Genomic DNA, 23,537 nt, shown 5'->3' with positions numbered 1-23,537 from the left:
GTCACCGCTTGGTGCCGCAATGAATCCGTTTCATGAACCCGGAGCCGACAGGCGGGCGTCACCCAGGTGACAGGACGAGCCGTGCGTGGCTTCCCGAATGGGACGGCGGATACATTGTGCCGCGCCATGAGCGTGTTTCTCCGCGACGTCCTCACCGGCGAGGACGTGTTCGGCTACGTCCACCGGGTCCAGGGTTTCTTCGATCAGCGCCTGTATCAGCAGGTTCTCGGCGCGGCCAACGCGTTCAAGGAAGGAGATGCGACACTCGGCATCGCCGCGGCGGACGAGACGTCTCGCGCCAACGCGCGTGCGCTCTTGTCCCGCACGAAGCTGGGCGCCATCCACTCGCACCCGCCGTTCGAGGACCGGCTCCACGCCTTCATGCTGGAGGGGCTGGACATGGAGCTGCTGCCCGAGCTGTCCGAGTGGACGCTGGGACAGCTGAAGTCGTTCCTGCTCACCGCGGACGAGGCGGAGGTCCACGCCATCCTCGGCGGCCTGGGCAGTGACGTCATCGCCTGTGTCGTGAAGCTGATGAGCGACGCGGAGCTGACGGCCGTGGGGGCCCGCATCTTCCACCCGCTGCCGGGCAGCAAGCTGGGCGCGAAGGGCTACCTGGGCGCGCGGCTGCAGCCGAACTCGCCCACGGACCACCCGGACGACATCCGCTGGCAGGTCTTCAACGGCTGGTCCTTCGCGGTGGGAGACGTGGTGCTGGGCACCAACCCGGTGTCCTCGGTTCCCTCTTCCGTGGCGGCGGTGGAGGCGGCGCTGCACGACATCCTCGTCACCTTCGGGCTCGACGAGGTGATGCCCCACTGCGTGCTGTCACACATCGACGTGCAGGCGCAGGTGGAGGCGCGGCAGCCGGGCACCACGGGCATCTGGTTCCAGAGCCTGGCGGGCAACGAGTCCGCCAACCGCACCTTCGACGTCACCATCGAGAAGATGGTGGGGTACGCGGCGCGGCGCACCGGGAAGTTCGGCCTCTACTTCGAGACGGGGCAGGGCGCGGACGCGACGAACGGACACCACCACGGCTGCGACATGCTCATCCACGAGGCGCGCAAGTACGGCTTCGCGCGGGCGCTCAAGGCGCGCGTGGCGCTGGCGCAGCTCGGGGCGGGGCGGGCGCCGGAGCCGTGGGTGCACGTGAATGACGTGGCGGGCTTCATCGGGCCGGAGGTGTTCCGCACCCGGGAGCAGCTGGTGCGCTGCTGCCTGGAAGACATCGTCATGGGCAAGCTGCACGGGCTGATGATTGGCCTGGACGTGTGCTCCACGCTGCACATGGACGTGTCGCTGGACGACCTGGGCTGGTGCCTGGAGCAGGTGGCCCCGGCGGGCCCCGGCTACCTCATGGCGCTGCCCACGCGGAACGACCCGATGCTCAGCTACCTGACGACGGCGTTCCAGGACCACGTGCGGCTGCGGGAGAAGTTCGGCCTCAAGGTGGATGACCGGATGTGGGCCTTCTTCCAGGAGCTGGGCGTCATCGACGCGGACGGGAAGCCCACGGCGCACTTCGGTGACCCGGCGTGGGTGTACCTGCAGTACCGGCGGCGCAAGGGGGACACGCGCCCGGACGCGGAGGTGCTCGCGGAGGCGAAGCGGGAGATGGCGGCGGTGCGTGAGCGCAGCGTGCCGCTGGCGGTGGGGCACGGGGCGCAGCCGTGGGACCTGGAGCCGTCGCTGGAGCGGGAGCTCCACGCGCTGTACGAGGACGCGAAGGCGGGCATCTGGTCGGAGCTGTCCGCGGCGGACGTGGAGCGGCTTCCGGACGCGGTGTGGCTGCGGACGTGCTCGGAGGACCGGCGCGACTACATCCTGCACCCGCCGTCGGGCGAGCGGCTGGACGCCTCGTCCGAGATGGCGGTGCGGATGCTGCGGCTGATGCATGCGGGGCAGTGGGACGCGCAGATCGTGATTTCGGATGGGCTGGACGCGCGCTCGCTGATGGACGAGGGGCACCTGCGGCCATTCCTGGCCGAGCTGCGGCACGAGCTGGCTGCCGCGGGCTGGAAGGTGGCGCCCGAGCACCTGGTGGTTAAGTACGGCCGCGTGCGCGCGGGCTACCAGGTGGGGGAGCTGCTGTTCGGTGACCCGGACGAGGCGGCGCCCCGGGCGCTGGTGCACGTCATCGGCGAGCGGCCGGGCTCCGGGCACCACGCCTTCTCCGCGTACCTCAGCGCGCCTTCGGCGCGGGCGTGGGGACGGCAGGGCAGGGTGGACCACGACATCACCCGGTTGATTGCCGGCATCTCCGACACGAGCGTGCGGCCGGAGGCAGCGGCGCGCGAGGCGGTGCGCATCCTCGCGGAGCTGGCCTCCACCGCGCGCAACGAGCCCCCCACCGTGGGCGGCTCCGTGGAGGCGCGGGGCGCCTGAGTCGCACTTCCGGCGGGGCGGGCGCTCACCCCGCACCGGCCGCGCGGCACTGCTCGCGCCTGGGCGCTCCCTGCCGCCCTGCGACGCTCTTTGCCAGGCGTGTCGAGAGGCACCGGCCATCAGCCTCGCGAGGCAATGCTCGCGGCCGTGCGCACGCCGCCCACCGCGGTGGCCAGCGTGCTCTGCCCTGGGAACACCGAGTCCCCCACCAGCCACAGCCCGTCCAGCACCTGCATGGGGCCCAGGCCCCGGTAGTTGGCCAGCCCCGCGCGCCGGGGCACGCCGCCCACCGCGCCGCCTTCCCGCTGCGTGAAGCGCTGGTACGTGCGCGGCGACGCCGTCATCGTGTGCGTGAGCCCCGCCATCCACTCCGGCGCCAGCTGCTCCAGGCCTTCGTGCATGCGCTCCTGGATTCCGGACAGGTAGCGGCCCTGCTCCTCCGCCGGCATGCGCGCCAGCGTCTTCAGCGGCACGTGCGTGGACACCGTCACCGTGCGGTGACCCGGTGGCGCGCGGCCTTCGTCCGCCGCGCCGCTGATGGACATGAACAGGTGGTTGCCCTCGATGAACGGCGCCCCCTCGTCCCGCACCAGCTCGAGGTGGTGCGCGCTGGCGTCCCCATGCTCCGGCGCCTTCACCACGAGGTACAGCATCGCCGCGCCCCAGCCCTCTTCGATACGACCCGACAGCGCGCCCAGCTTGGGGAGCTGCTCGGGCGGCAGGCCCAGCAGCCGCGTCACTCCCTTCGGCAGCAGGTTGGCCACCACGTTCCGCGCCAGCAGCTCGCCGCGTCGTGAGGCCACGCTCCAGCCTCCGGGCACCCGCGTGAGGGACTTCACCCGGTTGGCCAGCAGCACCGTGCCGCCGCGCGCCTCCACCGCGTGCGCCAGGGCCTCCGCCAGCCTCCCGATGCCGCCTCGCACATGTCCCGTGCCGCGCCAGTAGTAGTCCATGGCCGCCAGGGCGAAGGGGGCCTCCGCCTCCGCCGCGTTGCACTGCACGGTGATTTGACAGAGCGCATCCAGGTACGTGCGCAGCGGCGTGAAGCCCGTCAGCCCCAGGTGCTCCAGCACCGCGCCCAGCGGCCGCCCCAGCCAGCGCAGCAGCAGCGGGTACTGGAAGGCCCGGCCCGCATGGCGCAGCAGGGACTTCACGTCCAGCGGCGGCAGCAGCGTCGGGTCATCGAACAGCGGCCACAGGGCGCCGGCGACCTTCTCCTGCAGCTCGAAGAAGCGCCGCACCGCGGACACGGGCGCGCCAGGCAGGGCGCAGAGCGACGCGATGAAACGCTCCCGGTCCCGATGCACGGGCAGCCGCAGTCCCGGCGTGCGCAGCTCCACCACGGGGTCCAGCCACTCCACCGTCACGGGCAGGGCGTGCTCGCGAATCCACCGGCCGAAGAGCTGGTGCGGCTCGAAGCCGGAGAAGAGCGTGGCCCCGGCCTCGAAGGCATGGCCGTCCCGCCGGAAGGTGCTGGCGCAGCCGCCGGGATAGTTCAGCGTCTCGCACAGCGCCACGCGCGCGCCCCGCCGTGTCAGCTCCAGCGCCGTGGCCAGTCCGCCGAAGCCCGCGCCCACCACCACCGCGTCGTACCAGGTGCTCGGCATCGTCCCTGCCTGGAACCCGAGGCTGGCGGGACGCCGCCGGGAGCCCGCGCCCCCGCGCCTTCAGTACCGCGCCCCGGCCCGGGCACGGCGCCCCGTGACTAACGAGGCACGTCCCCGCCCGCGAGCCTTTCCTCGGGCTCACGCACGGCGCTGAACACCGTTGCCTGGCCTGCGGACCTGCGAGCGCCCCCGGCCTGGACGACACTGCATTCAGCCCGACGCGGGCCGGGCGGCGCCAGCCCGCTCGGAGCGTCAGCGCCACGATGGGCCCAGCCATACCCGGCCCGAAGCCCCGGAGGGCCCGGGCCGGAGGCCCACCGCGCTCAGCGGTACTGGAGCGCCTGGGCGTCCATGCGCGCGCCCTGGCCGGGCGTGAACTCCCACATGCAGGCCTCGTCCGTCGTGTGCATGTAGTTGTGGATGGGGTCCAGCCCCGCGCTCACGCACGTGTCCGCGCCCTCGGCGCAGGTGTACGACGCGTTGGCGTTCGGCGTGTCAGCGACCTGGTCGCTGCCCGAGCAGCCCGTGGCCGTGTGGAGCAGGCCCAGCCAGTGCCCCACCTCGTGTACCGCGGTGTCGCCCGAGTTGTAGCCCGTCGCCGTGCCGCCCGGCAGCGTCGAGTTCAGCAGCACCACGCCGTCGAGCTTCGGGCTGCCGGCATAACTCCACGGGAAGGTGGCCCAGCCCAGCAGCCCGCCCCCAGGGCTCGCGGTGTACAGGTTGAGCGACTCCTTGCCGCCCCGGCGAAGCGCATTCTTCGCCATCGTCTCCGCCGAGCTGCCCGGCGACATCGCATACCAGGTGGTGTTGGTGGTCCTGTCAGTGCCCACCAGGTCGAAATAGAAGGGCGTGTTCCGGTACGCGAAGTTCAGCACGTCCAGCTGCTGGCGAATCACCGTGTCCGGCACGTCGCCGTTCGTCGTGCCCGTGCCCTTGCGGATGACGTGGACATACGTGGGCACCCGCACCGAGCCCGGCAGCCGCATCGCGCTCACCTCGCGCTCCGCCAGCCTCGCGGCGACCTCCTCCAGCTCCGCCGCGGACGGCTCCGAGGTGGCACACCACGACTCCGCGACCTCCGCCGGGCTCGCCTCCCGAGGCTCCACCTCCGCGCCCCCACAGCCCCAGGCCACCAGGCTTCCCACGACGAGTGCCAGCGCGCCGCACTGCTTCATCCCCTGCATTCGCATGACTCCTCCGGTGTGTCTCGCTACGGGCTTGAACCGGAGAGAACCGTACTCTCTGGGAGCGGAGAAAAACGAGGCGCACTGCGACAGGCGGTTTCCTTCCATTTCGGGTGCGAGAAGACCCGGGGGGAGGCGCATACACTGGGCGGCCCTCCCCACCGAAAGGACACGTCTCGTGCACCGCTCACTCATCGTCCTCGGCTGTGTGCTCGCGCTCGGCTGCGCGTCCACGCCGAAGCCCGGAGCCGCCCGTCCGGTGGAGGAGGCGAAGGCCCCCGCCGTCACTCCACCGTCCTCGCGCAAGTCGCCCGCGTACCTCACGCCCGCGCAAATCCTGAAGCGCCTGGAGGAGTCGAAGGTGTCCTACCGCGTGGAGGGCAAGGACTCTCCGCCGGGAGGCTGGGCGGAGCAGCTGTGGCCCCAGCGCATGGAGGCGGTGGAGTTCCCCCGCGTGGTGGTGCAGGGCGGCGAGCGCGTCATCCAGCCCTGGCCGGAGGACGCGAAGGCGCAGGCGCTGCTCCAGGAGGCCGAGCCCCTCTTCCAGGCGAAGCGCTACGCGGAAGCCGCCAAGCTCTACACGCGCGCCACCGAGGTGTGCCCGGACTGCTACAGGGCCTGGATCTTCCGCGGGGACGCGGCCTACTTCGCCGACGACGCGGCCACCGCGCTGACGCACTACCAGAAGGCCATCGCCATCAACCCGGAGGACCACCGCACCTGGTTCTTCCAGGGCAACGCGCTCGCGAAGCTGGGGCGCTACGACGAGGCGCTGGACTCGTGGGCGTGGTGCCTGGTGCTCAGCCCTCGCTATCCCGTCATCCGCCAGTTCTTCCGCACCAACGCGCACCTGGGGCTCGTCATCCGCGAGGACACCATCGTCCCCCGTGGCTTCGCCGAGCGCATGGGCGAGGACGTCTCCATCCAGTTCGACCCCGACCACGACCCCGCGTGGTTCGCCTTCGCCAACTGCAAGGCCTTGTGGATTGGCGAGCCGTCACACCGCCTGGAGATGACGGGCACCACCGACGAGCACTTCACCTCCACCGAGGAGCTGGAGTGCCTGGGCTCCGCGCTCGTCGTCCACGAGGGCCGCAAGGCGGAGGGGAAGATGGAGGCGTCGGACCCGACGCTGGACCGGCTGTTCGTCATCGCCCAGGACGGCATGCTGCTGGAGGCGGTGCTCTTCGAGGTGGGCTCCCGCGTGCATCCCCAGGTCGTCCTCACGATGGATGACGCCGTCCGCCAGCGACTCAAGACGTACGTGCTCAAGCACGTCCTGGTGCCGGCGGGAGCGTCGGGCCGCCACGACCTCTAGGGCATGCGCAGCCGGATGGTGAAGACGTAGGACACGCTCACCGGCCGCCCCTGGAAGGTCACCGGGCGGTAGCGCCGGCTGTGCAGGGCGTCGATGACGGCCTCGTCCATGTGCGCCACGCCCTTGATGATGCGGCAGTCGCGCACGTGCCCTTCCGCGGTGATGACGCACTTGGCGATGAGCGTGCCCTCCACCTGGGCCGCGCGGGCCTGCGGCGTGTACTCGATGGGCCGGCCTCCCACCTGCGACGGCGGCGTCATGCCCTGGCCGAACGGGAGGACCTCCGTGCCCGTGCCGCCCTGGCCGCCGCCGGTGAGGCCGGGGATGAGCGGCACGCCGATGACGGTGCTGTTCGGGTCACCGTTCGGATCTCCTCCCACCACGCCGTCGCCCGTGTCGGCCTGCTCGTCCGTGTCGCTGCTGCCGGACGTGTCGGGCTCGGGCGGCGTCAGCGCCTCGGGAGGAATCGGCGCGACCTGGGTGGGCATCTGGTTCAGGTTGCGCGGGCGGCGCGGCTTGCTGGGCGCCGCCGCCTGCTGCGGGGCCTTGGGGGCCGGGGTGCCCTTCGCCACGTTGGGGCCCGGGCGGACGATGAGGGTGATTTCCTTGTCCGGCTCGGGCGGCGGCCCCGAGGGCCGGGCCGAGATGAAGAGCACCGCGACGAACAGGGCCGCGTGCACTCCGATGGACACCCACACTCCCGCGCCAAGACGTCCCGCCCGCTGCCGCTCGATGACCGACTGGAACATGTCGCAAGGCCTCCCTCTGTGACGTGGGCGGAGGGCCTGGGAACGCCCTCACCACGCAAGAGTCAACCTACGGAGTCATGAGCAGGAGTTGGCCGTGGCTCGGCCATCTCTCGGTCACGGTTCTGTCATGACAGCCGGCTGCCTGCTCCACGGACATGCTGTCTGTTGTACGGCTTCGCGCGGTGGCTATTGTCGACACCCATGCGATTCATGCTCCTGGCCTCGCTCCTCGCCGTCGTCGGCTGTGCCAGCCCCGCCCGCCACCACCGGTACTCGAACTCCGTAGAGGAGCAGGGAGACACACGGGTCGGCCAATACCTCTCATCCAGCTGGTCCTTCATGACGTCCTCCTTCTGGATTGAAGGTCCCGAGGGGCTCGTCTTGATTGACACGCAATTCCTCCCATCCGCGCTGAAGAAGGAGGTCCACTACGCGGAGGGTGTCACGGGGAAGAAGGTCGTGCTGGCCATCGTCCTGCATCCGAACCCCGACCGCTTCAACGGGACGGCGTGGCTCCGGGAGCGGGGTGTGCGCGTCGTCACCTCCCAGCAGGTCCGCGACCTCATCCCCGCGGTCCACGAGAGGTGGGCGCCCGTCTACTTCGAGAAGTACTGGAACGGCCGGTACCCCCGGACGCTCGTGCTGCCCGAGGCCTTCGGCGCCGCCACCCAGGAGCTGAGCGCGGGCGGCCTCACCTTGAAAGCGCACGTGCTGGGCACCGGGTGCAGCCCGGCCCATGTCGTCGTGGAGTGGGAGGGACACCTCTTCGTGGGGGACCTGGTCGCCAATGGCACCCACAGCTGGGTCGAGAACGGCCGCATCGACGAGTGGCTCCGGCGGCTCGACGAGCTGCGCGCCCTGCGGCCGAGGTGGGTCCACCCGGGGCGCGGGCTCAGCGGCGGGCCCGAGCTGCTGGAGCGACAGACGGAATATCTCCAGGCCGTCGTCGCCGCCGTCTCCGAGGAGCAGCCGCGGGGCCGGTCCACGCCGGAGGCGCTCGAGCGCATCTCCCAGCGGGTGAGCCAGCGCTACCCGGACCACGAAGTCCCAGGCTTCCTGCCCAGGGTGCTGCGCGCGGAGTGGGCGCGTCAGGTGGCCGAGGCCGCCTCCGCGCCCACTCCGTAGCCGCACGGTGCTACCGGGGAAGCGAGAGCCGGAGGGTGAAGCTATAGGACACGCTCACCGGCCGGCCCTGGAAGGTCACCGGGCGGTAGCGCCGGCTGTGCAGGGCGTCCAGCACGGCCTCGTCCATGTGTGGCAGGCCCTTGAGGACCTTGCAGTCGCGCACCCGGCCCTCCACGGTGATGACGCACTTCGCGACGAGCGTGCCCTCCACCCGGGCCGCGAGGGCCTGGGGCGTGTAGTCGATGTGCTGGCCGCCCAGCAGCACCGGCGGCGTCATTCCCTGGCCGAACGGCTCATGGTCCTCGCCCGTGGGGACGCCGGAGCCAAGGCCCGGGCCCCAGCCCGGGCCACCGAGGTCGACGCCGATGGGCAGCCCGATGGACTTCGTGCTCGTCGAAGCGTCGCCGGGCACGTCCGGGGTCGCCACCTCGTCCGTCGGGTCGGGCTCCACGGGATGCGCCGGCTCCGTCGGCAGGGGCCGCACCTGGCTCGGCACGCGGTCTCTCCTGGCGCGTGGGGGCCGCTGGGTGCCCTGCTTCGGCGTCGCGGGGGCCGGAGTCCCCTTGGGCGTCACACCCGGGCTCAGCTCCGGGAAGTCGAGCGGTGGGGGCTCCGGGGGGCGCGATTCTTCCGGCACCCGGGCGGAGATGAAGAGCACCGCGGCGAACAGCGCCGCGTGCACGCCGATGGACACCCACACGCCCGAGCCAAGCCGCCCCGCTCTCTGCCGCTCGATGACCGACTGGAACATTTCCAAGACCTCCTCACTGGCGTGGCCCCATCCACGCAAGAGTCAGCCTACGGAGTCGTCGAGGGAAGATGGCCGTGGCTCGGCCATCTCTTCGTCAAGGTTGCGTCATGGCGAGGAGAGCTCCATCCGGTAGCCCACGCCGCGGATGGTGTGGATGGAGAACCCGGACGCGCTCGTCCACCCGAGCTTCTTCTTCAGGCTGGAGACGAAGTTGTCCACCGTGCGCGGGTCCACCACCACGTCCTTGCCCCACACCGCGTCCAGGATTTCTCCCCGGGGCAGGGCCCGGTCCTTGTGGCGCAGCAGGAAGGCGAGCAGGTCGAACTCGGTGCGGGTCAGCTCCACGTCCGTCCCGTCCGGCCGCGTCACCGCGCGCCGGCCCAGGTCCACGGTGTAGCCGCTGAAGGTCATCACCTGGGGCGGCGTCGTGCCGGCCCGGCGCACCAGGGCGCGCACCCGGGCCAGCAGCTCCCGCAGGCGGTAGGGCTTGGTGAGGTAGTCCTGCGCCCCCGCCTCGAACCCCTTGAGGATGTCGTCCTCCAGCGAGCGCGCGGTGAGCATCATCACCATGCTCTTGATGCCCTGCGAGCGCAGCCGGCGGCAGAAGCTGTAGCCGTCCTCGCCCGGCAGCATGACGTCCAGGATGAGCAGGTCGAACTCGCGCTCGCGCAGCATCGGCTCCGCGTCGCGGGCGGAAGGGGCCTCGGTGACCGTGTAGCCCTCGTCCTGCAGGTTGTCCCGCAGGCCGATGCGCAGGTGGGCATCGTCCTCGACGATGAGGATGGTGGGGCGGGTGGACGGCGGTGGCGCGGCGGTCGTCATCGACGTGGCTCGTGAAAGGTCAGGGCGAAGGTGGTCCCCTCCGGGCCGGAGGTCGCCACCTGGATGTCACCACCGTGCAGCTTCATGATCTTCCGGCAGAGCGCCAATCCCAAACCGCTGCCGTGCACCTCGGGGGCCCCCGGTTGTGTCAGCCGGTAGAAGTCCTGGAAGACGTTCTCCCACTCGGAGTCGGGAATCCCGATGCCGTTGTCGCGGAAGAGCACCGTGCAGCCATGGCCGGGAATCACCTCGGCGCTGACGCTCAGGCGCACCGGGCTGCGGTGGTTGTAGGCGCAGGCGTTGCGGCCCAGGTTGGAGAACAGCAGCCGCAGCAGCGAGGGGTCCGCCTCCAGCTCCGCGTCGCCCACGTCGGTGGTGAGCTCCAGCGGCACCGACGTGGCGCTGGCCAGGTCGTCCCTCAGCGGATTCACCAGCTCCTCCAGCCGCACCTGCGAGGTCCGCAGCTTCCAGCGGCCCTTGTCGATGCGGTTGAAGGACAGGATGTTCTCCACCAGGAAGTGCAGCCCGTCCGCCGCCTGGACGATGCGCGCCGGGTAGTCCCGCACCTCGGGAGCCTGGGACAGCTTGCGCTCCAGCGTCTCTCCCATCAGGCGGATGGACGCCAGGGGCGTGCGCAGCTCGTGGGAGACGGTGGCCACGAAGTCGCTCTTGAGCTCCAGGAAGCGGTACTTGCTCTGCTGCGCAATCATCGCCAGCGCGACGATGGCCGCCGCCAGCGCGCCGCACACGGCCACCAGCAGCGTCTTCAGCCCGTAGCGCGCCTCGATGTCCGCCTCGGAGCGGGCCCACTCGGGCAGCTCCACCGCCAGCCGCAGCGTGCGCAGCGGCTGCATGGCGCTGTTGGTCCTCAGCCGCAGCCGGCCGTCCTCGCCGAAGAGGTGCCGGGCGCGCATGTCCGCGGCGATGGGCCGCAGCAGCGAGTCCATCTCCACCCGGACGCCGTACACCTTCTCTTCCATGGGGGCGAGGTACCAGTTCTCGCCCAGCAGGAAGGGCTCATCGAGCGTCTCCGGTATCACCAGCATGCCGGCCGTCATCTCCTGGGCCCGGGCGATGAAGGCGCGGGTGTCCTCGCCCAGGAGCCTGCTCACCTGGGTGATGCGCTCATGGAGGAACTGGAAGTCCTCCTGGGTGAAGCGCTCGCGCTCTCGCAGCAGGTCCTTCTGGAGTCCCGACGAGCGTCCGAAGCCGCCGAGGCCCTCGGGCAGTCCCAGCGTCAGCAGCTCCCGCACCAGTGACGCCGTGGCCTCCCCGCGCTGCAGCCGCTCCACCACCAGCAGCAGGAAGGGAATCTCCTGCTCCGTCGGGAGCGGGTTGGCGTCGTGGTGCCGCAAGAGCTCCTCCACCCGCTTGCCGGCCTTCACGCTGTTGCCGGCCGCCAGCGCCGCCTCCGCGGCGCGCAGCAGGGACAGGCGCTGCTCCCAGGCGCCCGCATGGGAGTTGTCCTGGAGGTGGCCCAGCAGGGCCTCGTACGTCTTGCGCGCGGGCGTCTCGCTGCTGTGCTTGGGGCTGAGCCGGGGCAGGAGCCGGTAGCCCCGGAACAGGAGGTAGTAGCCCTCGCCCGGGGCGAGCGGGTCCCCCACGGCCGCGTGGATGTCGGTGATGCTCGACTTGAGGTGCCACGCCAGGCTCTGCCGCAGCGCCTCCGTGGCGGTGTGCTCCAGGGCCTGGCGGCGGGAGCGCAGCTGGGCGTGCGCATCCTCGCGCTCGCGCATGAAGATGCGCTGGAGGCTGACCAGCCCCCAGCCGAGAGCCAGGAGACCGATACCCAGGGCCACGAGCGTGGGGAGGAGCCGGCGCAGCATTTGGAGTCACCTGCGACTATTGCACAACCGGACCCGCCAGGGAGTTCCACGTCGTACCCGCGACGGAGGCGAATGTCCTTGGATGGCGGGCAGCCGGGCTTCCGGTCCACGGGCGGACAGCGCGCCCGCCCGGCCATGGCGTCGAGGCGCCCGGACGGGGACGCTGGGGCCAGGCCCGGAAGTGCCATGGGGCCTCAACCAGGGGGGCCGCGCATGCGTGCCATGTTTCCGCTGTCGCGTCCGTGGCCGGGGGGCCCGGTGGTGCTGTGGGGAGGCGAGTTCCCGTCGGGCAGCCTCAAGTACCTCACCTTCTCGCGCTACCTGGAGTCGGTGCCGGCCGGCGCGAAGGGGCTGGTGGAGCTGTCGGGTGCCTCCTCCGCGCTGGCGCTCGACACGCTGGGCCGGGAGCGGGGGATGCCGGTGGTGGCGCTGACGGACGCGGCGGGGACGGCGAACCTGTCGGCGCGCGGGTTCGGCGGCGAGGTGCGCACCGTGACGGGGCTGGGCGAGGCCTGGGAGCTGGCGCAGGGCTACGAGCGGGAAGGGTGGTGCTGGCCGAGGCAGCTCGCCAACGCGGCCCTCATCGGCTGCGTGGAGCAGTGGGCCACCCGGCTGTGCGACGTGGTGTTCGACGTCTTCCCGGCCGTGCGCAGCGTGGTGTGTGGCTTCGGCACGGGCGCCACCGTGGTGGGGCTGCACCGGGCCTTCGCGAGCGCGGGCTACGAGGTGGTGGGGCTGCAGCCCGCGCGAGGGCACGCGCTGCCCGGCTGGCGGCGCTGGGTGGAGCAGAGCCTGGGCGAGCGGGACCTGTTCTTCCCCTACCGCGAGGACGTGCCGCTGGAGACGGCCCAGGCGCGGGGCGCCGACTGCCTGGGCACGCTGCTGGCCCACGCCCGCGCGGAGCGGAGGCCCGAAGAGGTGCTCGTCATCTCCCACGACGCGCGGCCGCCCATGGGCTGAAGGGCCCGCGCTCAGGCGGCCCGAGGCCGCGCGCTCAGGGCGTCCCGGCGCGCTCGCCGCGCTGTCCGCGGGGGCGCTCGTCCCGGCGCTCCTCGCGCCGCAGCTCCTGGTACTGGGCCCGCTGGGCCTCATCGAGGAGGGCGTTCATCTCCTCGTCCGTCTTCTGGCGCTCGGCGCGCAGCTCCTGCCGCACGTCGCGCGGGTTCTTCGTGCCGGCGCGGACCTCCTCCATCAGGGCCTGGCGCTTCGCGTCCTCGGCCTCCAGCCGGCGCGTCAGCGTCTGCTCCTGGTTGTAGTTGAGGCGCGCCTCGCTCACGAACTGGCGCACGCGCTCGGTGCGCTGGGTGCGCGCTTCCGTCTGCGCCTGCACCCACTCCTGCTGGCGCTCCTGCCGCTGCTCCGTGCGCATCTCCTCCTGCGCCGCGCGCACCGCCTGCTTCAGGTACTCACGCCCGCCCTCGGAGTTCAGCGCCTCGCCGGCCACCAGCCCGCGCACCTCCGCGCGAAGCTGCTCCAGCTCCGCCGTGAGGGCGCCGGGCGCGGCGGCCACCATGCCGCCGTCAGCCGTCACCACCGGGCGCCGCTCCAGCTCCATCAGCCGGCGGGACAGGCCCAGCGTGGTGTCCTCCAGCGCCTTCACCCGCCGTTCCAGGTCCTCCACGTCCGCGGGTGCGATTGCGGCGGACGGCTCCTGGCCGGAGGGGGAGGGCGACACGGGCTCACCCCGGCCGCCCCAGAGGGCGACGGCGAGCGCCGAGGAGGCCAGGACGAGGGAGGCGATGCCAAGGAGCTTGTTCATGTCTTCTCCGACGGAGGCGGGGGCCGCGTATTCCATACCCCGCCTGTCCGCCGGGCTCCACCGGGTTGCCCGGCACCTGCCCGCTCAGCGCTTCTCGGCGGGCTTCGTCGGGTCGTCGATGTCGATGGGGCCCTGGCCCGGCCCCAGCTTCAGGGCGCAGTCGTCGCACATCCAGAAGCGGACGATCATCCCGTTCTCCCCATTGGAGATGAACGAGGAGCCGACCACGTCACCACTCTCGGAGCGCTTGCAGTTGATGCACGCATTCTGGGCGGGCTGCTTGCTCTGGGTCATGCGGGGCCTCGGAGTCGGAAATGAAATGGACCGGCATCATGAAGATGTCGGTCCACGAAGGACAGCGCTTCCTGTGGGTCCCGCCGGTCAGCCGATGGAGATCTGATAGCCGCCGTTGGGGTTGGAGTTGAGGAAGTGCTTCATCTGCTCCGGGGTGATGGTCTTCACGTTCGCATCGGCCGGGTCCCGGACGATGAAGTTGCCGTTGGCGTCCATGCCCGCCACCGTCACGTAGTGGCCGGAGGTGCGGCCCTCGTTCTGGTGCGGCGGCATGGCGTGGTAGTCGCCGTTGGCCACCACCAGCTTGCCCTGCTTGAGCTGGTCGGCAATCCAGTCCACGTTGGCGCCGGGGCCCTTGGTGACGGCATTCTGGCCCATGGCCTTGGCCATCTTCGCGATGCCGTTCACGTCGGTGCCGTTGCCGCTGGTGCCGCCAATCTTGCCCAGGTGGTTGATGAGCTGGGCGTCCGTCATGCCCTTGCCGTACCCGACGGCGCGCGCAATCTGCGCCATGGACGTGGGGCCGCAGTTGGCCGGCCCGTTCCAGTAGTTGCCGTCCTTGCCGGCCGGGTTGTACTGGCTGATCTGCGGCACCTTGCTGGCGTCCACCTTCCCGTTGTTGTTCACGGGCGCGGCCTCTTCGGTCGGCGCGGTGCCCGGCTTGGGGTTCTGGGGGTTGATGTCCACGGGGCCGGGCTTGTTGGCGCCGGGCTGGAAGGTGCTCTGGTCCGAGCCCGCCACGCCCGGCAGCTTCAGCGAGTCACCGGCGATGATGAGGTTGGGGTCGGTGATCTTCGGGTTCAGCGCTTGAATCTGGTTGATGATGTCCCAGTGCGAGCCCTGCATGCCCTTCGCCTTGAGCTGCGAGGCGATGCCCCACAGGGTGTCACCCTTCTTGATCTGGTAGTCGGAGTCACCCACCGGCTGGCGCGAGTCGCCGCCCGGCTGCGTCCCCGGCTTGCTGCCCGGCTGCGTCCCCGGCTTGCTGCCCGGCTTCGTGTCCCCGCCCGGCACGGTGGTGTCCGGGACGTGGGTGTTGGTGCCGCTCGGCGTCTTGCCGCCCGGGAACAGGGTGTTGATGTGGTTCTGGATCTTGTTCTGGTAGTCGTAGCCGCGGGCGTCGTTCATGTTGCCCCGGCCGCGGTGCCACTCGCGCGCGGCGGCGTTGCTGTTGCCGTGCTGCTTGGTCAGGTCGCCGATGGTCTTCGCGAGGAACTCCACCTGCTTCTCGGGGGGAATCGTCTTCGCGTTGGCGCCGCGGCCCACCTGCATGCCGGACCACTTCTCGAACGAGGGCAGCAGGCCGTTGTCGTCCAGGCCGATGAGGCCGTGGCCCGTGCCGTCGCGGTGCACGCCGTGGTTCTTGAAGGAGGACTCCTGCGCGATGATGCCCGCCAGCACCTTCGGGTCCGCGCCGTACTTCTGCGCGTACTTCTCGATGTGCGGCCACAGCTGCTGGAGGTTGAGCTGTGCGTCCCGCCCCTGGGGCAGCCCCGAGGCCTGCGTCGTCGAGGACGTATAGGACGGCTGACGGGATTCGATACGAGGAGACATGGAGGGCTCCAGCTTCGAAAGGTGAGCGTACGGCTTACAGGGGTATTCTCGAACCTCGCGAAGAAGAGTTGCTGACCTCCTGGCGATTGCGGGACCTCCCGAGCGGCTCCCCGGACCCGCGGAGCGGGGCAGTACCGCGGGGCTGTGCCGTGACAGCAATACTGCATGCTGGCGGGCCGGGGTGCTCAGCGGGGGAGCGACTCATCCAGAGTGAGTGGAATGGACCTCGGTGGGATGCCTGGGCTCCGAAAGTCCCTGACCGGGTGGGCGCAGACAGTGGAGCGGGTATGGGGAAGCGTCAGTCCAGCAACAACAACTGGCGGGAGTTGCTGGCATCCACACTGTGGGCCAGACCGGGCGTGGGCCTCAAGACACCCCAGGGTCTGCCGCGCCCTCGCATTCTTGATTAGAGATTGAAGGAATGACACCTCAAGCGGTCACTCCTTGGGAGCCTGGCCTCACCGAGACTCTGCTCCACAAGGCAACGGAGGTGGATGATGGCCAGGCGGCAGAAGGTGTCTTCTCGCAAGACGCGACGCTTCGAGAAGACTCGCCCCACACGCGCCAAGCTGGATCCTCGACTGGCGCTCCTGCTCACGCTCACCGAAAAGCAGCGCCGCGTGCTCAAGGAGCACGAGGATGAGCGGCTCGGCAGATTGGCCAGGGAGCTCGACGAGGCGCTCGCGGCGCTCGATGGTGCGAAGGATGAGGCGCGTGAAGGCGCCGTCGACCGGCTGCGCAAGCTCGATCTCCAGCTGTTCTCGCCACTCACCACCGGCCTGTTCCTTCCGCTGGCCGGGCGCAAGAAGCCGTGGCCCTTCCCGATGAGGGAGTCGTTCGTCGCCGCATTCGTCCTCTCAGACGCGAGTGCAGACGATCTCAAGCGTCTCGGCGTGCGTGTGCGCAGCCAGGTTGGTGACATCTTCTCTGCCTTCATCCCGTTGTCGGCGATCCCGAAGCTGGAGAAGTCGGCGGCCATCCGTTACATCGAGTTGGCGCGACCGTTGTTTCGCACGCTCAACGCGGCCGTGCCCTACACGCAGCTCGACACGCTGCACAACGCGATGCCCGCGATCGACGGTACCGGCGTCATTGTCGGAATCGTCGACACCAGGCTCGACATCTACCACCCGGACTTCCGCACCGCCGCCAATGCGACGCGCGTGCTGTTCCTCTGGGACCAGACGCTCGTGCCGACCGCGGGCGAAGCCGGCCCGCCAATCCACCCGGCCTTGCCGGGGTTCGTGCCCGCGGGCGGCGTCACCTATGGCGTCGAATACAATCGAGCCACGATCGACAACGAACTGGTCAACCCCCCGCCCGCGTACCAGATCGTGCGGCACGGCGGCACCGCGAGTGAGCACGGGACTCATGTCGCTGGCATCGCGGCGGGCAACGGCCTCGGTCAAGGTGGCACGTTTACCGGTGCCGCACCGGCTGCGGACCTCGTCTTCGTACGCCAGCAGGGCACGGCGGGGACGGCGCTGTTCGGTGACAGCGTCGGGATGGCCGACGCCTTCGCCTACATTTTTGCCCGTGCGGCCCAGCTCGGGCAGCCGTGCGTCATCAACATGAGCGCGAGCGACAACCAGGGGTCGCATGACGGGATGGTGCTCGGCGAGCAGTTTCTCGACAACCTGCTGCTCACGCCGGGCCGCGCGATCACCCTCTCGGCGGGAAACTCGAACAACACCGGTTCACATGCCGCGGGTAACGTGGCGATGGGCGGGACGTCGAATCTCGTGCTCAACTACTTCGCTGCGGACCTCAACGGAGATGGCATCAACGAGGTGCCGCTGAGCGACGACGTCGAGATCTGGTACGACGGGCACGACCGCTTCAACGTCACGGTGACTGTTCCGACGGCGGTGCCGACGGTCATCGGGCCGGTGGCTCCCGGAGGCATGGCGAATGCCGCCCTGCCGGGCGGGGTTTCTGTCCAGGTCACCTCGGTCCTCAACGATCCCCGCAACGGCGACAATCTCATCAGCATCATCTTCGTCGTGCCGGGCGGGCAGAACATCCCGCTCGGCAACACGACGATTGCACTTACCGGAACGACGGTGATCAACGGTGCGTTCCAGGCCTGGGTCGACCGCAACAATCGCGGGCTCTCGTCATTTCAGGCGCCGTTCCTGCAGGAGGGCACGCTCACCCTCGGCGTTCCCGCCACCGCGCGCCGGCCAATCACCGTCGGCAACCACAACAAGACGGCGCCGACCCCCAATATCTCGGCCAGCAGTGGGCGCGGTCCGTCGCGCGACGGTCGCATCAAGCCGGAGATCGCGACGGTCGGCGGCAGCGTCACCGCACCACGCTCGCGCAACATGAACGCGGGGGTGCCGGGTGCGCTCTATACCCCCATGAGTGGGACCAGCATGGCCGCACCGCTCGTGGCGGGTGCCTGTGCCTGTCTGTTCCAGTGCCGGGGAGGGACAAGCACCTGGGCGAACCTGAAGCAGATTCTCGAGGACACGGCCGGAACCGCGGGGCTTGCGATTCCCGGCAATGCATTCGGCTTCGGTTTCATGCAGGTCGGCACCGGCTGCGCCGCGCCTGCGCCGAGCGTCGATGTGTGGCTGCGCGACGATGCGGCCGACACCGGTACCGAGCCGTTCGTCGGCCCGGTCGCCTGGCTCTCTCCCGACATCGAGGTGCTGGATACCGCTGGCAACCCGGTTCCCAATCCCACTTTCGACCCGGTGAAGCGGTTCAACAACATCATCCGCATCACCGTGCGCAACCGTGGCGCCAATGTAGCGCGCAACACCGAGGTCTATTTCTATTGGGCGGACCCTGCCACGAACATTCCCTATCCAGCCGCGTGGAACACCACCGGCATCTACAACGATGCCCCCGGGTTCGTGAACCAATCCAACATGATCGTCATCCCACAGCTCGCGGCGGGAGCGAGCACTCAGGTGCAGTTCGGCTGGGCGCCCCCCGCGCCGGGCTCGAACATCCGCGGCGACGACCACTTCTGCCTGCTGGTCCGGTTGGAGAACGAGAGCGACCTCTCGCAGATTGGCACCGGAGGATGGAGCGCGATCAGCGCGCGCAACAACGTCGGCCTCCACAACGTGCACGTCCAGCCCGACGATCCGAGCGACGCGGACATGAGCTTCTACGTGGTCGGCTCGGCGGAGCAGGACAGCCTGATCGTCCATCCCAAGCTCGCGGCCGGACGAGTGAGCCTGCTGCTGCCTGTCCAGGCACTGCCATGGCGCGACAGAGCGCTGATCGAGCGCAACAACGGGCCGCGGCCGGGCTTCGGCTGCTGTGGCGCCGTTGATCCGCTCGCTCGCGTGAATGCGACCCTGGAGGGCGAAAAGGTTCGAGCCATCACGGATATCGTCGGTGCGGAGTTGCTCGTGCTCAGGGACGGCATCGCCACGGTGACGATGGGCAAGGCGGGTCGCCTGCACGTGCCCTATGTCCGGATCGCCGACGGCGCTCGCATGGTGGCGAAGCTCCATGTGAGCAAGCCGAAAATCGACAAGGAGCGCCGATTCGTGCACATCGCCCAGCACTCGGGCGGGCAGCTCGTGGGCGGCGTGAGTCTGGAACTGCGGCCCCGCAGGGCGTGAGGTCACGGCATTGAGTGACGACGCCTGGCAGCGCAAGGTCGACCACCGGCTCCTGGCGCTGTGGGTGCGTGTCCCGGAGGCGGAGCGTGGCCAGCGGCGCGTCACCGTCATGTTGCGCTTCGCGGGCCCGGTCGAGTGGCTGCGGCGGCAAGGTGTGATGATCGGCTCGGTCGCGGGTGACGTCGCCCCCGCCGCGATCGGGCTCGCCGACCTCGCGCGCGTCGCCGCCCTGCCCGAGGTCACATTCATCGAGCTCGCCCAGGGCCTCGGGCCGGATGCCCCGGCCGGCTAGGCCAGGGAGGACCCTCCTGCCCTCTCACCGCCCCAGGCCCACTCGCGCCTCACGTCGCAACAGGACCCCTGTTCCGCATCGCGGTCGGCGACCCAGCGGTCGATGCGCGGGTCTGGCGGCCAGTCTTCAGCGCGCTGCAGTCGGAGTTCGCGCCTGGAGCCACCAGGGGCGCAGGGTCCGTGGCATGCCGCCGGGCCTCGCGCACGCTCGCGGTGTCCGGCCGCGGTCCATCCTCGAGCGAGTTGAAGCCCACCGCACGCGACGAGGGACAGGGACAAGGCCAGGGTACCGGGCCATGGCGCTCGAGACAGGCACTTCATGACGACCTCCAGACGCGGACGTGGAGCGTCAGTGCCCCAAGCCGAGGAGGCTGAAATAGGTCTGGGCGCACGCGGGAAAGCGGACGACAGCGCACGCGGATTCGACTGGGAGTGCTCGGCGGGACGCCCCGTCGTTGACAAGGGGTGGGCGACGAGCCCCGAAATGCAGGAAGCCGCGCGCAGAGCCCGTCAGGCGGGTCGGCGCGCGGCTTCGCTGTCACGGCGCTTCGAAGGGGGGGCTAAGCGTTGCGGCGGACCATCGCGACCTCGAGCTGACGGTCGGTGATGTAGCCGGTGGCCTGCTTGCCCGGGCGGTACATCTTCCCGCTGTCATCCACGTAGAAGCGGTTGTTCGGGTTGGTGTCCGCGCCCTTGGCCTGCTGCTTCGTGCCCGGGTCGTGGAAGGTGTAGTAGGTGCGGCCCTTCTCGTCGACGCCGCGGCCGGTGATGACCACGAAGTGGTCCGTGAGCTGGTCCGCGTTGTAGTTGGAGTCCTTGTGGCTGACGCCGACGACGACGGGCTTGCCCGCGTCCAGCTGCGAGTCGATGTACTTGCGGCCCTCGGCGGCCTTCTTCGGGTCCACCGTCACCTGGCCCTTGGAGTTCTCGCTCTTGGCCACCTGGATGCGCTCGCCGGGGCCCGTCACGGTGGCGCCGGCCGCCTTGGCCATGGCCACCGCCGCCTTGAAGCACGCGGTGTCGCTCGGGGTGTAGCCGTGGCCGCCCTCGAACTGGCTGTAGTACGGGACCTTGACCTTCTTCGGCTCCGTCGCGCCCGGCTTCGTGGTGGCGCCGGTGTCCGTCACCGGCTTGTCGGCGGGCTGGGGGGTGGACGAGGACGTGTCCGGCTTCTTCGCGGGCTTCGTCTCCGGCTTCGCGGCGGGCGTCGTGCCACCCGCCTGCTCCTTCTTGAGCTGGGCCAGGGCGTCCTTCGACTCGTTCACGAAGCGGTTGGCGACGCTCTCCTGCACCTTGGCCGAGTTGCGGCTGAAGTGCACCAGCCCGCCGCTCGCGTTGCGGCGGCCGCGCTCGGCGTAGACGGCCTTGATGATGTCCTCGTCGCTCATCTTCGCCGGGTCCTTGCCCTTGAGCGCGGCCTTGAAGATGTCGTCGGAGTTGTTGCGGTGCTGGACGGAGGTGGACCAGGCCACGTCCTGCAGCGTCTTCGAGCGCGTGGTGACGTCCAGGCCGGTGGCCTTCTTGATGTTGGCGACCGCCGGGTCGTAGTGCGTGCGCTGGATGGCGTCGTGCTGGGCCTTGAAGAAGCCCTCCGGGTCCTTCTTCGCCAGCGCCTTCCAGGCCGCGGAGAACTCCTCGCTGCCGGGCGTCTTGCCGGACAGGGCCTTGTGGTACTCGGGGTAGGTGCCCTTGAGGCCGTCCACGAACTCCTTCGCGGAGCCCGTCTTGCTGGCGAACTGGTACGAGCCGTAGGACACGCCACCCGCGTCGCCCGTGCCCTTGGACACGGTGCCGGGGCCGGTCGCCTCGTACTTGCGGCTCAGGCTGCCCAGGTCCGAGGGGACGGCGCCGCCCTTCGTCGTCTCGGCGGGCTTCGTGGTGGTGCCGGTGGGCTGGAAGCTGTCCACCTGCGGCTGCTTCTTCCCGGTGGAGGTGCCGGCCGGCTTCGCTTGGAAGTCGTCCGGCATGCGGAGGACCTGGCCCTTGAGGATGCGGTCCGGGTCCTTGATGTTGTTCGCCTTCACCAGCGCATCGACGGTGGTGTTCTTGGCCCGCGCGATGGCCGACAGGGTGTCACCCGACCGCACCTTGTAGCTGCTGACGCTCGTCATCATCCGCTCCCGTGCCATGGGCTGACTGCTCCACGGCCACTCGACCCGCAGTCGAGGATTTCCCATGATTATCGCCGAGTTCCGCCCATTGTTGCTGGAGCGGGAGACTTCCAGGAGCCCCCAGGATGGGCTACGTAACCCCTCGGATTCACTGAGTCAGGGAGCGAGCGATGGAGAGCAGGCAGGTGTGGCTGGGCCTGACGGTGGTGGCATGGGCGGCGCTGGCCGTGGCCCAGCCGGTGGCGGAGGTGACGGGCCTGTACCGCAAGGAAGGCGCGGAGCTGGCGGTGCTGCAGGGCGACAAGGAGACGCTGCTGCACTACGGCGCCGGCTTCCCGCAGGGGCAGAGCGTGGGCACCTGTGAGTGTCCCCTGGTGCTGCAGCGCAAGGAGTCCGCCACGCGCTGGGCCCTGAAGAGCACCGACTCCGAAGACACGTGGACCCTGCGGCTGGAGCCCGAGCAGCTGGTGCTCGAGGACGGAAGTCCCCAGTGCTGCGGTGCGGGCTGGCCCGGGCGGGAGGTCCTTCCCCGCAAGGGAGTGACGCCGCTGCGCGGCTGCAAGGTGACGGCGCCGCGCGCGTACTTCCACGACTCGGACGCGAAGAACACGCAGCGCAAGGCCTTCGTGGTGGCCGGTGACGCGGTGCAGGTCTACGTGCCGCCGCTCGAGCCGGACCTGGTGCCCGCGCGCTTCGCGGGGGCGAAAAGCGCCACGGTGGGGCTGCTGCGGAGAGATCAGCTCGACTGCAAGGCGCAGGGGAGCGGCGCGGGGGCCTCGGCTCCGGCTCCGGTGGAGGTGAAGTCGCTCGTGGGGCGCTGGGTGCAGGTGCAGCGCAAGGGCAAGGGGTACGTCATCGACCAGCCCTGCTCCGCCGAGAACCCCTCCTTCTCCCTCCAGGTCAGCGGAGTCCTGGACGTCGAGTACGGCCAGGAGGGCGAGCAGCTCAAGGTGACGGGCAGCAAGCCCGGCAGGGCGGGCGCGTACACGCTGGAGGTGACGGGCCCCAGCGGCTCGCGCGAGACGCTGGAGTGGACGGTGGCCGACGCGAAGCGGAACATCGTCCAGCTCAAGGGCGGCACGGGCTTCTTCCGCGGCGGCACGCTCTTCGTGCGCGAGGAGAAGAAGAGCGGCATCCCCGTGCGCGCCGAGAAGTGTGACGAGTTCGAGTAGCCCTAGGCGAGCTTGAACCCGTCCAGCTCCGGCACCTTCTCCAGCAGCACGGGGGCGGAGTGGAGGTAGGCGGTGGAGCGGCGCTTCTGGTCGATGTCGTCGTAGACGCGCCGCACCTGGGTGGGCGTCAGGCCCATGACCTGGGCGGCCTCTTCGGTGGACACGTCGTGGTTCTTGGCCCACATCAGCAGGTCGAGCTGCGAGTAGTGCACGGAGAAGTAGAAGTCCTCCTGCGACTGCGGAAGGCTGAAGGTGTCCGTGGTGGGCTCGCCGCTGGTGATTTCGTCGATGACGCCCAGGTGCTTCGCCAGCTTGTACACCTGCGTCTTGTAGAGGCCGGCGATGGGCTTCACGTCCGCCGCGCCGTCGCCGAGCTTCACGAAGAAGCCCTGGTCGTACTCGAGCCGGTTGGGGGTGCCGGCCACCGCGAAGTTCAGCCGGTCCGCGTGGAAGTAGTCCATCATCTTCCGCGTGCGCTGCTTGAAGTTGGTGGCGGCGACAATCTGCGTGTACGCCTGCGGCGAGAGGCGGAAGCGGCGCTCCTCGCCGTTCACCTGCACCACGACGTAGAAGAAGTTCACCGCGTCCGTGTTCAGCCGGTCGCCGTGCATGACAATCTTCCACTTCATGTCCGCAGTGAACTCCGGGAACACCGAGCGCACCGCCGCGTCCCGCTGCTCGTAGCAGCCGGCCGCCTCCAGGATGGGGGCGATGTCGTGGAGCTGGTACTTGATGCCCAGCTTCTCGCAGAGCTTGCGGCCCAGCTGCGAGCTCCACCCGCTGGAGTCACGCTCCGGCAGGAGGATGCCGAAGACGCGGTCCGGCCCCAGCGCCCGCACCGCCAGCGCCGCCACGCACGCCGAGTCGATGCCACCGGAGATGGCCACCACCAGCCCGCGCTTGCGCAGCTTCTTCAGCACCGCCTCGCGCAGCCCCTCGGACAGCTCGACGGCCTTGGTCTCCCAGTCCAGCTCCAGCACCTGCTTCGAGAACTTCATC

Annotated in this window: 18 protein-coding genes; 7 read left to right on the top strand and 11 right to left on the bottom strand. The window is 69.9% G+C overall.

Features of this window, described 5'->3' with window-relative positions; all coding sequences use genetic code 11:
• Positions 1-126 precede the first annotated feature (126 nt).
• Positions 127-2,388, top strand: a complete 2,262-nt coding sequence (eutB, locus tag LXT23_RS27435) for an ethanolamine ammonia-lyase subunit EutB (RefSeq protein WP_253983279.1) — start codon at positions 127-129, stop codon at positions 2,386-2,388.
• Positions 2,389-2,507: 119 nt separating this feature from the next.
• Here eutB and LXT23_RS27430 read toward each other — a convergent pair whose 3' ends face one another.
• Together LXT23_RS27430 and LXT23_RS27425 are read right to left on the bottom strand one after the other, a co-directional pair.
• Positions 2,508-3,995, bottom strand: coding sequence for a phytoene desaturase family protein (locus LXT23_RS27430; protein WP_253983278.1), 1,488 nt, complete (start codon positions 3,993-3,995; stop codon positions 2,508-2,510).
• Between the two features lie 323 nt (positions 3,996-4,318).
• On the bottom strand, positions 4,319-5,185 hold the full coding sequence (locus LXT23_RS27425; protein WP_253983277.1) for a zinc metalloprotease: 867 nt from the start codon (positions 5,183-5,185) through the stop codon (positions 4,319-4,321).
• 172 nt (positions 5,186-5,357) lie between these two features.
• Here LXT23_RS27425 and LXT23_RS27420 point away from each other — a divergent pair, with 172 nt between their 5' ends.
• Entirely contained in the window at positions 5,358-6,497 is a 1,140-nt protein-coding gene (locus tag LXT23_RS27420) for a tetratricopeptide repeat protein (RefSeq protein WP_253983276.1), read from the top strand.
• Here LXT23_RS27420 and LXT23_RS27415 read toward each other — a convergent pair.
• The gene (locus LXT23_RS27415) at positions 6,494-7,246 is read right to left on the bottom strand and encodes an energy transducer TonB (protein ID WP_253983275.1); all 753 of its coding nucleotides are present in this window, start codon (positions 7,244-7,246) and stop codon (positions 6,494-6,496) included. The two genes, LXT23_RS27420 and LXT23_RS27415, sit on opposite strands and share 4 nt — an antisense overlap.
• 201 nt (positions 7,247-7,447) lie before the next feature.
• Here LXT23_RS27415 and LXT23_RS27410 point away from each other — a divergent pair, with 201 nt between their 5' ends.
• Positions 7,448-8,371, top strand: coding sequence for an MBL fold metallo-hydrolase (locus LXT23_RS27410; protein WP_253983274.1), 924 nt, complete (start codon positions 7,448-7,450; stop codon positions 8,369-8,371).
• A gap of 10 nt (positions 8,372-8,381) precedes the next feature.
• Here the strand turns inward: LXT23_RS27410 and LXT23_RS27405 are convergent, their stop codons facing one another.
• From LXT23_RS27405 to LXT23_RS27395, 3 genes are all read right to left on the bottom strand, one after another.
• Entirely contained in the window at positions 8,382-9,122 is a 741-nt protein-coding gene (locus LXT23_RS27405; protein WP_253983273.1) for an energy transducer TonB, read from the bottom strand.
• Between the two features lie 105 nt (positions 9,123-9,227).
• On the bottom strand, positions 9,228-9,944 hold the full coding sequence (locus LXT23_RS27400) for a response regulator transcription factor (RefSeq protein WP_253983272.1): 717 nt from the start codon (positions 9,942-9,944) through the stop codon (positions 9,228-9,230).
• Entirely contained in the window at positions 9,941-11,770 is a 1,830-nt protein-coding gene (locus LXT23_RS27395) for a sensor histidine kinase (protein ID WP_253983271.1), read from the bottom strand. The genes LXT23_RS27400 and LXT23_RS27395 overlap by 4 nt, the downstream gene beginning before the upstream one ends.
• A 213-nt stretch (positions 11,771-11,983) precedes the next feature.
• Here LXT23_RS27395 and LXT23_RS27390 point away from each other — a divergent pair, with 213 nt between their 5' ends.
• Positions 11,984-12,730, top strand: a complete 747-nt coding sequence (locus LXT23_RS27390; RefSeq protein ID WP_253983270.1) for a pyridoxal-phosphate dependent enzyme — start codon at positions 11,984-11,986, stop codon at positions 12,728-12,730.
• 34 nt (positions 12,731-12,764) lie between these two features.
• On the opposite strand, the gene LXT23_RS27385 is transcribed toward LXT23_RS27390, so the two are convergent.
• The 3 genes from LXT23_RS27385 to LXT23_RS27375 form a co-directional block, all read right to left on the bottom strand.
• Positions 12,765-13,529 carry a hypothetical protein gene (locus LXT23_RS27385; RefSeq protein WP_253983269.1) on the bottom strand — a complete coding sequence of 255 codons (765 nt, stop codon included), beginning with the start codon at positions 13,527-13,529 and terminating at the stop codon, positions 12,765-12,767.
• An 84-nt stretch (positions 13,530-13,613) separates the two neighbouring features.
• Positions 13,614-13,823, bottom strand: coding sequence for a hypothetical protein (locus LXT23_RS27380; protein WP_253983268.1), 210 nt, complete (start codon positions 13,821-13,823; stop codon positions 13,614-13,616).
• An 87-nt stretch (positions 13,824-13,910) separates the two neighbouring features.
• Entirely contained in the window at positions 13,911-15,377 is a 1,467-nt protein-coding gene (locus LXT23_RS27375; protein ID WP_253983267.1) for a C39 family peptidase, read from the bottom strand.
• A gap of 515 nt (positions 15,378-15,892) precedes the next feature.
• On the opposite strand from LXT23_RS27375, the gene LXT23_RS27370 reads away from it, so the two are divergent.
• The gene (locus LXT23_RS27370; RefSeq protein ID WP_253983266.1) at positions 15,893-18,964 is read left to right on the top strand and encodes a S8 family serine peptidase; all 3,072 of its coding nucleotides are present in this window, start codon (positions 15,893-15,895) and stop codon (positions 18,962-18,964) included.
• A 10-nt stretch (positions 18,965-18,974) separates the two neighbouring features.
• Positions 18,975-19,256 (top strand): hypothetical protein, encoded by a 282-nt coding sequence (locus LXT23_RS27365; RefSeq protein WP_253983265.1) that lies wholly within the window; start codon positions 18,975-18,977, stop codon positions 19,254-19,256.
• Positions 19,257-19,815: 559 nt separating this feature from the next.
• On the opposite strand, the gene LXT23_RS27360 is transcribed toward LXT23_RS27365, so the two are convergent.
• Positions 19,816-21,384: a LysM peptidoglycan-binding domain-containing protein gene (locus LXT23_RS27360; RefSeq protein ID WP_253983264.1), complete on the bottom strand. Its 1,569-nt coding sequence runs from the start codon at positions 21,382-21,384 to the stop codon at positions 19,816-19,818.
• A 152-nt stretch (positions 21,385-21,536) separates the two neighbouring features.
• Between LXT23_RS27360 and LXT23_RS27355 the strand changes: the two genes are divergently transcribed.
• A complete protein-coding gene (locus LXT23_RS27355) occupies positions 21,537-22,538 on the top strand; it encodes a hypothetical protein (protein WP_253983263.1) in 1,002 nt (333 codons plus the stop codon).
• A 2-nt stretch (positions 22,539-22,540) separates the two neighbouring features.
• Here the strand turns inward: LXT23_RS27355 and nadE are convergent, their stop codons facing one another.
• A complete protein-coding gene (gene nadE, locus LXT23_RS27350; RefSeq protein ID WP_253983262.1) occupies positions 22,541-23,536 on the bottom strand; it encodes an NAD(+) synthase in 996 nt (331 codons plus the stop codon).
• Between the last annotated feature and the right edge of the window lies 1 nt (position 23,537).

The sequence above is a fragment of the Pyxidicoccus xibeiensis genome (assembly GCF_024198175.1).
In the GTDB taxonomy this organism is placed as follows: Bacteria; Myxococcota; Myxococcia; order Myxococcales; family Myxococcaceae; genus Myxococcus; species Myxococcus xibeiensis.
The sequence above is the reverse complement of the archived record's forward strand: the minus strand, read 5'-3'. Positions and strand labels throughout refer to the sequence as shown.